Origin of the sequence: Rosistilla ulvae, from assembly GCF_007741475.1 — a bacterium.
GTDB classification, from domain to species: domain Bacteria; phylum Planctomycetota; class Planctomycetia; order Pirellulales; family Pirellulaceae; genus Rosistilla; species Rosistilla ulvae.
Window position 1 is genome coordinate 1979646 of record NZ_CP036261.1, and the last position, 16168, is coordinate 1995813.

A 16168-nucleotide genomic window follows, 5' to 3' on the forward strand; every position below is an offset into this window, starting at 1 on the left:
GCTGAGGAATCGGTTGTTAGGATAGCTTCTCTGATTTTTCTGTATTAACAACGGCGGTATCGGTCCCCGACCGGATCGATTCACCGAACCGACGCTTCAATCGATGGAAGATCGGTCGCCGACGACGCTGCCCCGAAAGCTCATTGGCTCGGATCAACTGAAGCCTGCCGTCGGGCCATTCGACCATTGCCGAACAGTGTTCGATCCAGTCTCCGGTGTTGCAATACAGAACTCCATCGATCGATCGCATCTCGGGGTTATGAATGTGTCCGCAAACGATACCGTCACACGCATGGCGGTGCGCGTATCGACTCACCTTGTCGTGAAATCCGCTTTTGCGTTGCACGATCTTTTTGACGCCAACCTTCAAGCTACGGCTCAGCGGCACTTGCCGGGCTCCTAACAGACGCAGGGTCCAGTTCAGGCAACGATCGGTCGCCAGCAGCGACTCATAGGCGGTGGAACCAAGCATCGAGAGCCAGCGCATTTTCTTTTCGACGACATCGAATTGGTCGCCGTGCAGAACGGCCAGCCGACGCCCATCCGCACACTGGTGGATGAAGGAGTCGCGGATTTCGACCAACCGATAATCTTCGGTAAAGCCGCGCAGAAAGTTGTCGTGATTTCCGGGGGTGTAATGGATCGATGTGCCGGAGACGCCGAAGTCGAACAATCGCGCCAGCAGTCGCGTGTAGTCGGAAGTCCAACGGAATCGCCGGTTCATGCGACGATCGTCGAACAGATCGCCGACGATATAGATGTGCTGGGGCAGGCAGCGATCGAGCAGGTCCAGCAATGGTCCGACTTGACAAAACCGGCTGCCCAGATGGATGTCGGAGATGAACAGTGTCCGTGCGTCCGACAGATCCCAAGCCACCGATTCCAATTCGCTTGGCTGCGTTGCGGCGTTTTCATCGATCATCTTCAAATCCTTTCTAAGGGCAGGTTTTCGCTGGACGACAATTTGGCCTGCCCGACTCGTACCTCGGATCGGTGCGCCCCGCCTGGATTGCATCACCCTGCGATCCGATAGCATTCGCCGCCAGCGGCTTTGTCCCAACAAAACGATAAAAGGGTACCGTTGCGAACGGTACGAACGGTAGCCCGGCTCGACCTTCGTGGAGCTCCGCTGCTTCAAATTTTGCATTCAAGAAGGGGAGATGGTCGGGCGAAAGAAAGACGTTGTCCTTGGCAAACCAAGCTGGCCAGAACGTACGTGTCAGGCCGCCGTGGCGTCGATGTTCGTCGGCTGGATATTTGCGGGAAACGTAGAAATCGACTACGCCGATCGTTCCTCCGGGCTTCAGGATTCGCAGTGCGTTCTCGACGGCAGCGAACCAATCGGGAATCATCGTCAAGGAATAACTGAACGTTACGATGTCGATTTCCGCATCCGGGGTGAATGTGGTCACATCGCAACAATGGGTGACGACGTTTTGCCAGTTGCGGTCGGCGATACGTTGGTTCGCCACCTGTAGTAGCGACGAGGAGAGATCGACGATCTCCAACCGCTCTAGACGTTCCAATTGGTCGGCGATGTTCTCGACGTTGGCCCCCGTGCCGCCGCCAAAATCAACCCATCGTCCCCCGTCGGGGATCGTGATCGATTGCCACAGTTGTTCTCGGCCGTGGAGCAAACGCTTACGAAACACGTCGTAGTTGTCCGCCTGTTTGCCGTAGAAATTTTCCAGACGCTGCTGGTGCGTGTTGCCACGAATCGGCAGCGCAAGCTGGATCAAGGTCTTCAGATCGTTCAATAATCTCACGCGCCTACTCCCGTCTTCGCCGGCAGATTTCAGCCAGCCAGGTGTCCGATAAAGAACGATCCATAGGTTCCGACGCGATCTTGTTGATGCAACCGATCGGCCAGATCGATCTGCATCGACATCAGTTCGGGCACCCGAACCTGCGCTCCCTGGTACTGGACTTGAATATCGTTCAGATAATCGGTGCGTAGCCCGCCGCTGCGCCAAATCAAGCGGGCGCCGGAGCTTGCTCGATCGATGATGTGTTGCCATTCGTCGACCAATGCCTCTTGGCGATGCTCGCTCATCCAATCCATATGGTCCAACAAAACAAAGCGGCTTGGGCGGACCGAGGTATTGCTCAAAAAATTGGCGAGCGTTGTCGTGTGGACGTTCACGCGATCGACCAATCCGTTCCGCAAACGATCCAAGTTCTCAGGTTTCAAGTATTCCGGACAACAGGTGGGACTGTATTGACCCGCCAAATAGACTCGCCAGAAATAGTTGTCGGACAGTGGCAGTCGCGCGAATACATGATCCAAAGAATGTTCGATGAATCCGGCAATGCCACCGCCAAAGTCGCGTTCGACCTGGCGTCGTTGTGCGCGTGGCACGCCCAGCATCGAAAGCGTTGAATCGCGCCCCATCGCCATTCGGACAGGTCGCTTCCAGATCTGAGGAAAGACGTGTTGATGATATTCTTCACGCTGTTGTTCCAACGTTTCCGCGTTCAGCATTCGTTCGACGCTGGTTCGCGCTTTGGCGACGCGGTCGATATATTTGTTGATCATCCAAGCGAACGCGCCGGACGAGCCACGGAAATAGAACGAGCGATTGGGGTTCGCGAAAAATTTGATATAGCGGTCCCAATACTGTTTGGCAAAATCGGACAGGTCGTCGCGGATCGTGTCTCGATAGGCTTCGACGACCGTCGGCAAATACCCGCGTCCAAACATCGCGAAGACGTCGTCGTTGGGCAACCGGCGAATTGCCGCCAGTTTCAATTCTAACAATGCGTTTTGCCGTGGGTTCATGTCGACCGCATGGACCGATCGAACGTCGCACAACGCGTAATCGAGTGCGTTGCATCCCGCCGATGTGATCATAACAATGTCATCCTTGGGACCCAGTTCCAAGGCTTCGCGATCCAGACGAGGATCCTCCCAGCAGGTGTTGTAAATTAGCTGATTTCGATGCACCAAATTGAACATCCGTTCGCTGATCCAGCGTCCGATCATGATCGCGTTCCTTAACATTTAAGGTATGGACTGCCTGTGACGTAGATCGGCATCGTGCGCGATCCAGCGACCGCTGCAAACCGTCAAATGCACGCTTCGCGGAAAATTAAACGAACGCTCTCGGCAACTGAACTTTAGCCCATTGAACCGCCAGCCCACTTCACCGCAATGGTGAAGAATTGATGAACACCGATAGACGATCCGGCGATTCTTGGCACAATCAACACGCATGAAAGCGATCACCGAAATTGTCGGACTCTCAACGATTGGGATCACCTGTTTGCTGGGGGCAATCACCTTGGCAAGTGCGATCTATTTGATCGTCAAGGTTCGGCGTTTGCCGACGATGGCGGCCTTCATTCCCGTCGCAGCCGCCCCGGCGGTGCTTGGGGTGTTTCAGACAGCGCTCAGTTTTGTGCGTGAACTGAGTGTCTGCTTAGAAACGGGAGCCAACGACATGAACCTGGTGTTGTTGTTGGCACTCTGCTTTGTCCCGACGATCTTTGGACTGCTGGCCAGTCTGCCCGCTTATCTCGCGATCAGTATCGGGTTGTTTGTGCAAACGTTGCAAATCCCACAAGACGCTGCAGCCTCTTCGCCCCATCATCCGAAATCGAAGTGGCCGAGTTCATCGCGCCGTTCGTCCAACAGAGAGCGTCGGGAAGCCGTTGCCGAATCCGGGTCCTATCTGACGCTCGACGCTCCCGAAGATATCGACTACTGATTGCTGGCGGGATGGGGCGTCGATAACGCTTGGCACCAGTCCCTGATCTTTGCGGGATCGATCGCCGTGCTGCGGCCGGCTGTGCAGACGGCCCCACGAATGCCTAACAAGTCGGGGCCGAGGGACCGAAGTGAGGCGAGGTCTTGTAGTGCCAGCGAGCCCGCGAATACCGTGCGGATTCCGTTTGCTCGACAGTTGCCAATCAGATCGGTCAAACGGCGGATCGATATCCAATCCTGTAAGCGTCGCCCGTCTTTGGTTGCTGTGTCGATCAACAGCCAGCGGTACTTGGTTTCGATCGCCAGTTGGACGATCGATTCGACGGGCAAACAATCCGCTTCGACATGATCGGCATAGGCGACCGCAACGGGAGTTGTTGTTTCTGGCAAGACGGATCGAAAATGCTGCATCGCATCGCGCATTTGCATCGCATCGGCGATTCCACTGGGGCCGGCTTTGGCAAACCGAAAATCGCCGGGCAATGAAAACGCATCCGATTGCAGATCGCATAATTCTCCGCAAGCGGCGCTAAATCCCAGGCCGTTCGATCGCAGGCGTGCAGCCCCTTCCAGGATCGTGTCGCTGCAGCGTCCCAGCGCGCCCGCCGCGGGGTTCTTAAAATCGATGATCGCCAATGGAAATCGGCTCGCCACGACGGCTTCGGCAAGCGAACGGACACTAATCAACAACGGTGCCATTTCGTTTTGCGAATCGTCATCGCGGGCCGCGTTTTGCGATCGCAAGCCGGTCGTCTCGTTTATGTTCTTCAGCAATCCTGTCTCTTTTCGTGAATGGCCGACCCGCAGAATGAAGCGTCCTCGAGAAGCCGATTGTAGCACGTCTCGGCGTTTTCAGACGCGGAGGCGAGATCGTGGCGGCGGTCGCAGCATGGCAAAAACGGCTCGCCACGGCGGACAGAATGCCCGCCTGGCGAGCTGGTGATGAACTCGAAGCCCCCGCGATCATCGAAGCAGATGGTGCGGGAGGGAAAACGCTTTGGTCGATTACGATTGGATCGGTGTGAGCTGAACCGCGTCGACCGTCGGTTCGGTTTGATCGGCCCCCATTTGCAGATCGTCTTCGATTTCGATCGGTGGAATCGATTTGTCTCCATCGATCTTCACCTGGTAGCGATACTTTCCCGCTGGCGGTGCGAATTTGGTTCGGAATTGCAATCGCGTCTCTTCACCCGGCAACAGCCATCGCCCGTATCCGGCTCGCATCTCGACGACGCGGCCAAACGCATCGACCATCTTCAGACTGGCTTGAACCGGTAGATGCATTTGCCCCGTATTGCGGATCGGCAGAACAAAGGCCGGCGGATCGGTGCTTCCATCCCAGACCAAGGGAGCGCATTGAATCTGAGGTGTTTGTTCCGTTCGGGCCAGTAAGGCAACGGGGATCGAAAAATCTCCTACAACCTCGTCGCTGTCCGATTTGACGATCACATTCAATTGAGTGTAGCTGTTTTGATCGCTGAGTTCATGGGCATTGAGGGTCAGCAAAAATTTGCGTTTAGAACCCGCGCGGAGCTTCAAATCGGTGGGGCTGACGTCCAGCCCGTCAACAAACGCGTCGGCGTTGTTGGGATGGATCGCAACCTGGACGTCTTTCGGACTGTTGTTCTTGATTTCGACAGCGACACGTCGGTTGCCACCGCGCCGCATCGACAGTTCCACTTGACTTGGCGAGACCGACACATCGCGCGCTGCTTGAATCAACATCGCGTCCTGAGCCGGAAAGTCACCCGTCTGAACCGAGACTGGGAAGACTTCCTTTTTGCGAGTTCGACGGTTGGTGATGATCGCGAGTTCCATCTCATGCTCGCCGGGAAAGGCAGCTTCGGGCAGTCGATGTTCCAACCGGATCCGCGCGCCGGGAAGGATCCGCACGTCGTAGCGTTCGTCCGATTCGACCGTTTCGCGATTGGGCATGATCAAGGCAAAAGTGTTCCTGCCCGCACTGGATCCCGCGCGGGCAAGACCTGCTCGGACCTGGAATTCTAGCGGGCTTACGGTCGGGTTTGAGATCCACGCTCGGGCTTTGGCAAAACCGTCGTCTTCGATCAGTTCGACCGATTCGATATCCAGCTTTGCAGCGTCTTCGCCGCGGGCTCCCTTGACTCTTACATCGACTCGCAACAAATAACGGGTCACAAATCGAATTCCCACGCGGCGCGTTTGGGTGTCCCCTGCATCGATGGGGCGTCGTTCGACGATCCGTCCCAGATCGGTGACCAACAGGCCAAACGAATGGAAATTCGCTGAGGTTGTTGGGACTCGCAAACGACACTGAATCGTCGTCTGTTCGTTCTCCGCCAGTTTGATCTCAGCAGGGCTGAGCAGTTGGAGATTGTCGGGGGCGGGGGAATCGGTATCGGGCAGGATCGTCCCGTCTTGTTCTTGGCGTAACGAAACCGTCCTGACTTGCAGCACGGTGGCGCGATCGACCGATTCGATATCAAACGTGATTGGGATTTGTTTGCCGCGAGAGGCTTCCAGTTTGTGCGACATCGGCGTCACGTGGAACGCCGGTTTCACGTTGGGGCGGAGCTTCAATTCTTGATTGAAGCCCTGGTGTTGAGCGACCGTCGGTCCGACGTGAAGGGCAACCATCGCGGAGGTCCAGGCGAGGATTTTGCGAAGTTTCATGTTGGGGCTTTGTAATGCTGTGACGGACGAGGCGCAGCCGTGCGCGCGGGTTAGCGAGCGGGGGCAACCGCTTGCAAATTATCCGTGCTTTGGGGCGTTTGGAGCACCCGGACCTCTCCGTAGGCGTCCGGGTAAACAATTCGAGGTGAAATGAAGACTGTCACTTCGGCCTCTTCGTTTTGTCGATCGATTTGGCGAAACATCTTTCCGACCAGAGGCAGGCTTCCCAGGAACGGAACGCGGCTTTCGCGGTCGATCATTTGGCGATGGGTCAAACCACCAATCGTGATCGTTTCACCATCGCGAACGTCGACCGTGGTGGTCACAAATCGGCGGTTGATCAACGGATAGGGACTCGCCAAATCGGGATCGGATCCCGTTTCGCGAATATCTTCGCTGACCTCGGCGCGTTTAATCGTGACCGTCACCATATCACCACGAATTACCGGGGTGATCTCGAGCACGATGCCGGATTCAACCTTCTCGATGTCTTGTCGATAAAATACGTCACTGTTTCCCACTTGGGTGCTGAAAAACGTCTCGCGATTGATCGAGATCTGCGCCTCTTCGCCATTTTTCGCCATCACCCGCGGCGATGCGGTGATGTCGAGATAGCCCTCTTGTTCCAAGCATCGCAAGAAATAGGCGGTCGTTCCGAAGTTGCCAAACAGATCACCGATCGAACCGGGCGAAAGCGTTCCGGACAGCGCTAGGCCCGAGAGGCCCGCGTTGATACCGCGGCTGCTGCCATCAGCCAAGATCTGTGTCAGGTCCATCCCAAACTGATACGACGTATCGGGGGAATGTACCGTCACCATGGCTTCTAGGATGACTTGCGGTTGCGGTTGATCGGCATTCTGTAGTTCTCGGATGATTTCATCGGTCAGTTCTTGTGGCGCGTGAATGACCATCAGGTTCCGTTTGCCAACGTTCCTCACGTAATGCTGGAGGTTTTCAGGCAATAGGGGCAGTAAGTCGTCTGGTGCGTAATGTCGTGGCTGGTAATCCATCTTGACCGACAGATAGCGAAACAGCGCCGATGACGGATCGGATGTTCCGACCAAATATTGCCCGTTACGCATGCCCCAGATAAAACCAAGCGGCATCAAAATCTGTTCGAGCGCTTGTTCAAAGGGAACGCCTTCGAAGACCGCTGTCGCAACACCGGTAACTTGGTCGTCGATTACGACGTTTGCTTTGGCCTGCGCGGCGAGTGATTGAATCGCTTCTCGGATGTCGGTCTCTTCAAAAATCTCATCGACCAACGGGCTCATTGCAACCTGGGATACGTGTGTCACACGTCGAATGAACGATGAGAATTCATCGCTGGTGTCGGCGTGGAGACTCGATTTGGGATTGGGCAGGCGGTTGGGCGTGGAGAGCGCTCCGGGTTTGTTGGCGACACGGAGCGTTTCTAGCAAGATCTCGTCGAGTGAACGCTGCGGTGTCGAGGGCGTCGTTTGACAGCCAGACAGCAATGTCAACAGTCCGATGATCATCGACAGAGCGATTTGCCGTGCCCAGGCGTTAGCGCATAGGGCTTTGACAGGGTATCTGATTCGAATCATCCGTGATGTCGTCAGGGTTGGAGATGCAGGTGCCGACGTTCGCGTTGCACGACGTCGTTGTCAAACGCGATCGACGGTCGTATCAGTCACGACCGTCGATTCAGAACGGGGGCTGGCGGCGTTGTTGGAGTGTTTCCCCGCAACGCATCGCCCAAGCTATTTGGCCGTGATGGTACCCGTTACCGTCAACTCGTAGTCACCAGCTGCCAGGTCGGTGAAGGTCTCTTCGACGAGGCTGACCCCAAGATCGAAACTGGCGGCACCAGGGGCCGATGATTCGGCCGCTACGGAAGCGATTTCACTCGACGACGCATAAGAGGTGCTGGCCGATGGAGTGGTCACGCTCCAGGCATCGCCAGCGACCTTGGCCAGTGTCACCAAGGCATCTCGTTTGTAGCTGCTGTCGGCGGTGTGCGTAAACGCTTGGTCGGTCTGGAATACCGCGATCGCTCCCGCGGTGTTGTTTGCCGTCACCAACCAGCGTTGGGCTGGGAAGCTTTGATCGTTGTCGGTTTCGTCGTGGATTTGCGAGATTTCGCTAGTGGGGGCCGTAATCGACAGGGTCGATGGAACGGTAATGCGGAACAACTCACTGTCGGTGACTTGAGCGTGTCCACTGGCAGCGAAAGCCAAAGACATACCGAGCGAAAGAACTGGGGCAATTGGATTGCGGAACATTGTCTGAACCTCGTTGAAAAACAGGGGTACCGATGTATACATCGGCCGTGGGTAGAGTGATGAACAGCCGAAGTGACTGTTTCAGCACATTAAATCGTTATGTCTGCCCCATTTTCCCGGCTTGTGTTGTCGTCTGAAGTGACGGCAACGCCCCAAAGCCGGTCGCAGCTCGCACGCTGCCAATTTCGCAGTCGTGATTTGCTGTGCGAAATTAATAAGTCAGAAACGTGGCGCTGGCAAAGAAAACAAGCCGATATTTCCCCCGTTTTACCAAGGTAATGCGTTGCTCCTATCGCATCTCCCCCGGTAGAGTGGATTGATGTGACCGTGTCGGTAGTTAGAGACATTGACTAACGAAACCAACCGCCTGCGGAAAGATCTGTCGTGAAAATCCCCCAACAAACGGATGCATCGGAATGCCCTAATAATTTGCGGCCAGCGGCTTGTTGGAAGCTATTCTTGATTCAACGAACAACCACCCCCCTTTTCCCCTGATCTCCCTTTGGTACTAAGTATGACACGTATCATTCGACCCCTCTTGGCTTCCGCTGTTGCGCTGCCGCTTTTGGTTTCCGTTGTCCAGGCGCAAGAGACCCAAGATCAACAACGGTTCCAGGTCCGAGTGCCCGGTTTGGTGGCGATCAATGCCACCAACAGTCTCGCAGAGATGGAACACGATCTGACCGAGGCCAATCAGACATTTGAATGGCAGCCCTGGCAGGTGACGTGCAATAACGTCGCTGGCGCGATCGCTACGTTTGAAACCGATCAGGCTTTCACGCACACTACAAATGCTTCTGTAAAACGCGATGCGTTTTTGTTCCTGTCCAATGCCAGCGGTAGCATCTTTCTTGCTTCCGACGATTGGAGAGTCACTCATTTTGCAGATGAGACCGACTACAAAATGGGAGATGGCGTCGCCATGGTTACGGCCGAAGTGACCGGAGCTAGCGATGGAAAGTTCCTTTTGCGCGTCGTCTATTTGGAAGAGAACCTCGCAGAGACGATCGCTGGCGATTACGAGTTGACGGTGATCGGTACGATCACCCCCAAGTAGGTGCGGTTGGGCTTGCGGCCGTGTTGCGATCTGTGCAGCACCGACAGCTAGTATTTCTTTTGTTGCACGCCGGGAGCCACTTTGGGGCGTGTGATCAGCAGTTTGTAATGTCCGGGGCCCAACAGATCGTCGATTCGATCGCGCAGTTCATTGTTGACCTGGACCTTGTACTTTTGGCTCCGCATCACCACGGCTTCGCCCGTCTTCAGGTGCATCGAGACCATCAGTTCCTGTCCGCCGGGATAACCGCGAAGGACCTCGCGAACGTGAGGCAACATCTCGTCGTGGGTCGTTTCGTCGAGATCGAGTAAGATCCCGCGGGTGTATTTGGCGTCGAGTTCATCCAGCGGTACCAATTCGTTGACGATCAAGTTGATCTCGTCGCCACCACCACGCCGATCGACGACACCGCGCACGATCAAGACCGCGTCGGGGAGAACCATCTCGCCCATCTTTTGATAGCCGTCGGGCCAGAGGATGCAGCGAATCGGGCCCTCGACATCCTCGAGGTCAAAGTTCGCATACTTCGACGGCGCACCGGGCTTTGGGTTTTTGGTGTGGGCGATTTTAATCGAACTCATCATTCCGCCGATGATCACTTCGGTGCGATCCTCGCACTCGATCAATTGGCTGGTTTTGTGCGTCCGGAAGGTGCTCAGTTTCTGTTCGAATTCGGCCAGCGGATGGCTGGTCAGGTAATATCCCAGAACCTCTTTTTCAGCCAGCATCGCTTGCCGTTCGGGCCAGTCTTCGACGTCGGGCAGGGCGTTGGTGGGATCCTCGTCCTCTTCCTCCTCGACAGCGTCTTCAAATTCACCAAACAGGCTCTTTTGACCGCTCTTGCGATCGGCAAGCGCCGCCGCTCCGCTTTGCAAGGCGCGATCCAACGCGGCGTGCAGTTGTCCGCGTTTGCCAAAGTCGTCCATGGCACCGGCTTTGATCAACGTTTCGACCGCCGCGCGATTACATCGTTGCGGATCGACCCGTTCGCAAAAATCGAAGATGTCTTTGAACGGTCCATTGGCGTGCCGTTCCTCCGCGATCGCGACCGCGGTCCCACCGCCGCAACCCTTGATCGCCGACATGCCAAAGATGATCTTTCCGTCGGAAACCGAGAAGTCCGAATCGCTAACGTTGACGTTCGGATTAACGATCTCGATGTTCATCCGTTGGCAATCTTCCATGTGCTCGATAAGCGCATCCTTACGCTTAAAGTTCCGCCCGCTGATGTCGCTCGACAACAACGCCGCCATGAACTCCACCGGATAGTGGGCTTTGAGATATGCGGTTTGGAAAGCTACCAACGCATAAGCTGTCGAGTGCGACTTGTTGAAGCCGTAGCCAGCGAACTTTTGGATCATCACCCAAATGTCGTCGGCCTCTTTCTTCGTAAGCCCGTTGGCGATCGTCCCCTCGATGAACTTCTCGTGGTTCTGGTTGATCAGCGCTTCTTTTTTCTTACTGATCGCCTTAATACAGGTGTACGCGTTGGCCAGCGGGATGCCGCCCAAGCGGTTCAAAATCCGCATCACCTGTTCTTGGTAAACCATCACCGAGTTGGTTTCGGCGAGGATCTCTTCGAGCACCGGGTGCTTGTATTCCGGCTCTTCCTTGCCGTGTTTCACGTTCACGTAGGTATCGACCATACCGCCCTCCAACGGGCCGGGACGATACAACGCCGCTGTCGCGATGATGTCGTGGAAACTATCCGGTTTCATCCGCTGCAACAGGTCGCGAATACCACCGGATTCCAGCTGGAAAACACCTTTGGTTTCACCGCGCTGCAGCAGCGCGTAGCTGGCCTTGTCGTCCAGCGGGAAGTTCTGAGGATCGATCCGCTCGCCGGTGGTCTGTTCGATCAGATCGACGGCCTTGCTGAGGATCGTGAGGTTGCGAAGCCCCAAGAAATCCATCTTCAACAGGCCGGCGGATTCCACGTCGTTCATCGACCACTGCGTGATCACGTCCTGCTTGCCGGGAACCCGACCGATCGGCAGGTATTCCGACAGCGGTTTATCCGCGATCACAACCGCCGCGGCGTGGGTGCCGACGTTCCGCGCCAGCCCCTCGATCCGCATCGCCAGGTCCAACAGTTCGCGGACCTCCGAATCGCCGTCGTAAGTCTTCTGCAGCTCCTCGTTCTTTTCGAGCGCTTTGGCGATCGTGATCTTTAGTTCGTCGGGAACCATCTCGGTGATCTGGTTCACGCGAAACAGCGGGATCCCCAATGCGCGGCCTACATCTTTGATCGCCGCGCGAGCCGCCAAGGTTCCAAACGTACCGATCTGGCAAACGTTATCGTGCCCGTATTTCTCCTTCACGTAGTCGATTACTTCGACCCGGCGGTCCTTGTCGAAGTCGACGTCGATATCTGGCGGCTCTTTCCGGTTTTCATCCAAGAACCGCTCGAACAGCAGATCGTATTTCAGCGGGCAGACGTGCGACAGATACAACGCATAACAAACGATCGCCCCTACACCGCTACCACGAACCGTCGCCCAGATGCCTTTACTGCGGCCGTGTAAAACAAAGTCCCATACGATCAAGAAGTAGGTCGGGAAACCGAGCTTGTCGATCACGCCCAGTTCGCGTTCGAGCCGCGCGTGCACCTCTTCGGAAAGGTCGCCGTCATCTCCATCGGGCAGCCGATCGCGGTCGCCCTTGTAACGGTCTTTCAGCCCCGTGATACATAGCTCACGCAGATATTGGGTAGCTGTCTTATTTTCGGGAACTTCGAAATTTGGAAAGTAGAACTTGCCGAGGTTGAGTTCCAAGTTGACCGAATCGGCGATCTCCTGGCTGCGCGCAACAGCGTCCTCGAGTCCGGGGAACTTCTCGTACATCTGGTCGGGCGTGCGCAGGAAGTACTGGTTCCCGTCCATCTTCATCCGCGACGTATCGGTCCGGAAGCGGCCGGTGTTGATGCACAACATCACATCCTGAGCTTCAGCATCGTCGGGATCGACGTAGTGGCAATCGCTGGTCGCGACGACGGGCAAGCCCATCTTGTTGGCGATATCGACGGCGCCGGCCAGTTGCTGGCGTTGGATGTCGACGCCGTTGTTCATGACTTCGATAAAGTAGCGATCGCCAAAAACGCGTTCGAACCAACTGGCCACTCCCATCGCCTCCTTCTCGATCTCTTCGGTCGAAGATCCCTTGAGGATCGCGCGGCTGAATTCGCTGCTCACGCACCCCGACAGACAGACGATCCCCTCGCTGAATTCTTCCAGGATCTGTTTGTCGATCCGCGGCTTGAAGTAGAACCCTTCCAGGCTCGCTTTGGAGGCCAGGCGGATGAGATTCTGAAAGCCTGTTTTGTTCTGAGCCAGCAGCGTCAGGTGGTAGCTGGCGTCGCGGCTGCCGCCACCGGAACCCTTGTCGAATCGGCTGCCCGGGGCGATGTAGGCTTCGTAGCCGACGATCGGGTTGATGTTGGCAGCTCTTGCCGTGCGGTAGAACTCAAGCGCGCCGTGCAGGTTGCCGTGGTCGGTCAACGCCAGCGCATTCATGCCATGTTCGCTGCAACGTTGGACCAGTTTGGGGATCGAACTGGCACCGTCCAACAGGCTGTAGTGGCTGTGACAATGCAAGTGCGTAAATGGTCGAGCGTTCATGAATCCGATTCCCAGCAAAGGTCCTGCTTGACTTGTAACTGCAATGCCGCGCAGCGAAAACGCGGTCCAGAGCGTCTGGCGCGCGATACCGACTCTACGTTACGACTTCGTCGGCGAGATTTAAACCGGACTTGACGACGACGTTCAATCCATCCAATCGGGATCGGCCGCCTTGCGTATCATCGTGCCGATTTTGGATTGTAGATCGATCATCCGTTGCCAAGCCGCATAGTCGATGACGACCTCTTGAGTCCGTTCATCGATCTGGGCGTGATCGATCAGCTTTTGCAGCCGCTGGTGCAAAAATTCGAGCACCTCACACATCTGGGCTGCTTGGCTGGGAGATAACCGGTCGGGGATTTCCGGGGTTTCGATCATCCCCAAAGTGCCCGCCGCCTCACGATCCGTGTTTCGTTCGCCAACCTCGAACTCGAGCCCCGAACTCCCTTCCCCCGCGGAAAGATCCTGGGTCATCGTCGCCCCGATGTTCTTGTCGCTGGCCGCCTGCAGCGCGGCGACCCGGGCTGCGATCTGTTCCTCGGTTCCAACCAGCAACATGCTCCGTCCCACCGAAACCAGATCGCCATGACGCAAGATCCGCAGATGGCTCTCCTGACCATTGACCTTGGTGCCGTTGGTGCTATCCAGATCGGTCAACACCAGGCGGTCGTTGTCAAACTGAATCTTCAGATGACAGCGGCTGATCCGTTCATCGTTTAATTGGATCGTGTTCCCCTCTTCGCGCCCGATCGTTACGGGGGGCGCGATGTCGCGGAACACTTTTCCACGATCACTACCATGCAGAACTGTGAGCGTAACCTCGGTCATGTCGCCTGTTCCTGACTTGTGACCCAATCTTTACTGGCCGACAAAATGAACGTCGTAAAATTGTATGTTTCCCCATTAGATTTTGGCATCCAGCGATCTACTGGGCAACTGTCCATCTTCAGCATTGATGATAAATTTCTCAGCAACTTCACCTACCCGCCCTCCATTCGACGCTGCACGCGGAGAATTGTTGTTCCAACAATTGTCATTCCTGGCCAGGCAGGATCACCGATTTAACGATCTCTCCGTGGTGCATTCGCTCGAACGCCTGCTGCCATTGCCCGATTCCAAACGTCCCGCCGACAATCGGTTGAACGTCTAATTGTTTGGAGGTCAACAGGCTGATCACCCGTTCCCAGATCGGCCAATTGTGGCTGAAGCTCCCCTGCAATGTCACATTTTTTTGAACCAGCGGGTCGATCGAGAAGCCCAGCGGTTTGGGGCCCCAGCCGACTTTGGTGATCCATCCGGCGGGGCGGACCAATTCGATCGCCAATTGCAGCGTGCTGGAAACACCCGCCGCATCGATCACGACGTCGACGCCCAATCCGTCTCCCTGGCGAGCCCATTCACTGGCGTCGGTGAGCGTCGTGACGCCATATTTCTGGGCGACAGCAAACCGGTGCGTGTCCGATTCCAGCCCCAACACGGCGACGTCGGCACCGACAAGCTTTGCCACCGCGGCGCACAGGATCCCAATCGTTCCGGGACCGATCACTAGCACGCGGTCTCCCGGTTCGATCCGCGAATTTTTGACGACAGCGTTGTAAGCGACGCAGCACGGTTCGGTGACCGCAGCGTGTTCAAACGCCAGCGCGTCGGGAACGCGATGCAAACAGCGGCTGGGGACGCGGACAAACCGAGTCATCGCCCCGTCGACTCCATAACCAAAGCCCTTCCGAGTCGGATCCAGGTTGTACAACCCACGCCGCGACATCGGATTGTCGACGTCGATGATCGCCGCGGTTTCGCTGGCGATCCGGTCCCCTTCGCGCCAGCTGGCAACGTTGGCTCCCGTTTCGACGATCGTTCCCGCAAATTCATGTCCCAGCACTACCGGATAGTTGACCGGCCAGCTGTGGGTCGCCGTCCATTGGTGCAAGTCGCTGCCGCAGACGCCGACCGCGGCGACTTCGACCAGCACGTCGTCGGTCCCGATCGTCGGCCGCTGGAATTCTCGGATCTCGACGCTTCCCGGATCGGGGGCAAAGTTAACTATCGCTGGCGATTTCATCGTTGCACCTCGTCGTAGGCATGTACTTTTTCACAGATCAGGCGAAGCGAACTTTCCAGGTCGCCATCAGCCGTCTTAAATGCATCGGCATCGATCGTCAGCGGCGCTCCCAAAACAACCAACGGGGCCCCATAAGCCGGACATTGGATCGCTTCTTCGATCGACAGACCGCCGACAGCTTGGACGGGAATCTTGACCGCATCGACAACGGCTCGCAGATCGTCCAGTGGGCTCGGCATCCGTCCGCCAGCCGCTGCGATTCCGCGGCGATGATCGTACCCAATGTGATGCACGATGTAGTCGCAGCCGAGGTCTTCCAGCCGCCGCGCGCCATCGACCATCGTGTCATAGGCCATGTTGTCGCCCATCACGCCGACGCCGTAATCGCGTCCCGCTTTGACGACGCACTCGATCGTCTCGTCGTGAGCTTGAGCCATCACGACGACGTGCGTCGCACCGGCACCCGCCATCATCTCCGCTTCCAAGTATCCGCCGTCCATCGTCTTCAGGTCGGCGACGATCGGCACGTCGGGGAATCGTTCTCGCAGAGCGCGGATGCCATGCAAGCCTTCGGCCAAGATCAGCGGCGTCCCCGCTTCGATCCAGTCGACGCCGGCGCGGATCGCCAGTTCGGCTGTCTCGAGCGCTTCGGCTATCGTCGTCAGGTCCAACGAAATCTGAACAATCGGTTTCATCGATCTCTCACAGCGTTTCGGATAGAAAAGGGGGCGGCTGGCACGCGCAACGGCATCCATGGGATCGCATGTTATACCCGCTGCACGCGACGATCGCACGCGTTGCGATCGACATTCTGTCCGAGATAACTAT

The 16168-nt window shown here is 56.5% G+C and carries 13 protein-coding genes; 2 read left to right on the forward strand and 11 right to left on the reverse strand.

All coding sequences use genetic code 11. The annotated features are described in order from the left end of the window. Positions 1–16: 16 nt before the first annotated feature. From EC9_RS07175 to EC9_RS07185, 3 genes are read right to left on the reverse strand one after another with little or no spacing between them, the layout of a single operon-like run. Entirely contained in the window at positions 17–922 is a 906-nt protein-coding gene (locus EC9_RS07175; protein WP_218934653.1) for a UDP-2,3-diacylglucosamine diphosphatase, read from the reverse strand. Positions 923–935: 13 nt separating this feature from the next. Further along, positions 936–1766, reverse strand: coding sequence for a class I SAM-dependent methyltransferase (locus EC9_RS07180; RefSeq protein WP_145343613.1), 831 nt, complete (start codon positions 1764–1766; stop codon positions 936–938). A gap of 29 nt (positions 1767–1795) precedes the next feature. Further along, positions 1796–2983, reverse strand: a complete 1188-nt coding sequence (locus tag EC9_RS07185; RefSeq protein WP_145343615.1) for a DUF3419 family protein — start codon at positions 2981–2983, stop codon at positions 1796–1798. 229 nt (positions 2984–3212) lie between these two features. Between EC9_RS07185 and EC9_RS07190 the strand changes: the two genes are divergently transcribed. After that, positions 3213–3707, forward strand: a complete 495-nt coding sequence (locus EC9_RS07190; protein WP_145343617.1) for a hypothetical protein — start codon at positions 3213–3215, stop codon at positions 3705–3707. Here EC9_RS07190 and EC9_RS07195 read toward each other — a convergent pair. The 4 genes from EC9_RS07195 to EC9_RS07210 all read right to left on the reverse strand — a co-directional run bounded on the left by EC9_RS07195 (position 3701) and on the right by EC9_RS07210 (position 8604). Next, entirely contained in the window at positions 3701–4480 is a 780-nt protein-coding gene (locus tag EC9_RS07195) for a (5-formylfuran-3-yl)methyl phosphate synthase (RefSeq protein ID WP_145343619.1), read from the reverse strand. The genes EC9_RS07190 and EC9_RS07195 overlap by 7 nt on opposite strands. Positions 4481–4711: 231 nt before the next feature. Continuing rightward, complete coding sequence (locus EC9_RS07200; protein ID WP_145343621.1) at positions 4712–6358, reverse strand: hypothetical protein; 1647 nt, start codon at positions 6356–6358, stop codon at positions 4712–4714. A gap of 50 nt (positions 6359–6408) precedes the next feature. Then, positions 6409–7926, reverse strand: a complete 1518-nt coding sequence (locus EC9_RS07205; RefSeq protein WP_145343623.1) for a type II secretion system protein GspD — start codon at positions 7924–7926, stop codon at positions 6409–6411. A gap of 156 nt (positions 7927–8082) precedes the next feature. Beyond that, complete coding sequence (locus tag EC9_RS07210) at positions 8083–8604, reverse strand: hypothetical protein (protein ID WP_145343625.1); 522 nt, start codon at positions 8602–8604, stop codon at positions 8083–8085. A 514-nt stretch (positions 8605–9118) separates the two neighbouring features. On the opposite strand from EC9_RS07210, the gene EC9_RS07215 reads away from it, so the two are divergent. Further along, complete coding sequence (locus EC9_RS07215; RefSeq protein ID WP_145343627.1) at positions 9119–9661, forward strand: hypothetical protein; 543 nt, start codon at positions 9119–9121, stop codon at positions 9659–9661. Between the two features lie 47 nt (positions 9662–9708). Here EC9_RS07215 and dnaE read toward each other — a convergent pair whose 3' ends face one another. The 4 genes from dnaE to EC9_RS07235 form a co-directional block, all read right to left on the reverse strand. Beyond that, positions 9709–13278 carry a DNA polymerase III subunit alpha gene (gene dnaE / locus EC9_RS07220; protein WP_145343629.1) on the reverse strand — a complete coding sequence of 1190 codons (3570 nt, stop codon included), beginning with the start codon at positions 13276–13278 and terminating at the stop codon, positions 9709–9711. A 144-nt stretch (positions 13279–13422) separates the two neighbouring features. Then, a complete protein-coding gene (locus EC9_RS07225) occupies positions 13423–14106 on the reverse strand; it encodes an FHA domain-containing protein (RefSeq protein ID WP_145343631.1) in 684 nt (227 codons plus the stop codon). Positions 14107–14311: 205 nt separating this feature from the next. Then, positions 14312–15340, reverse strand: a complete 1029-nt coding sequence (locus EC9_RS07230) for a zinc-binding dehydrogenase (RefSeq protein ID WP_145119106.1) — start codon at positions 15338–15340, stop codon at positions 14312–14314. Beyond that, the gene (locus EC9_RS07235) at positions 15337–16035 is read right to left on the reverse strand and encodes an orotidine 5'-phosphate decarboxylase / HUMPS family protein (RefSeq protein ID WP_145119108.1); all 699 of its coding nucleotides are present in this window, start codon (positions 16033–16035) and stop codon (positions 15337–15339) included. The genes EC9_RS07230 and EC9_RS07235 overlap by 4 nt, the downstream gene beginning before the upstream one ends. Positions 16036–16168 lie beyond the last annotated feature (133 nt).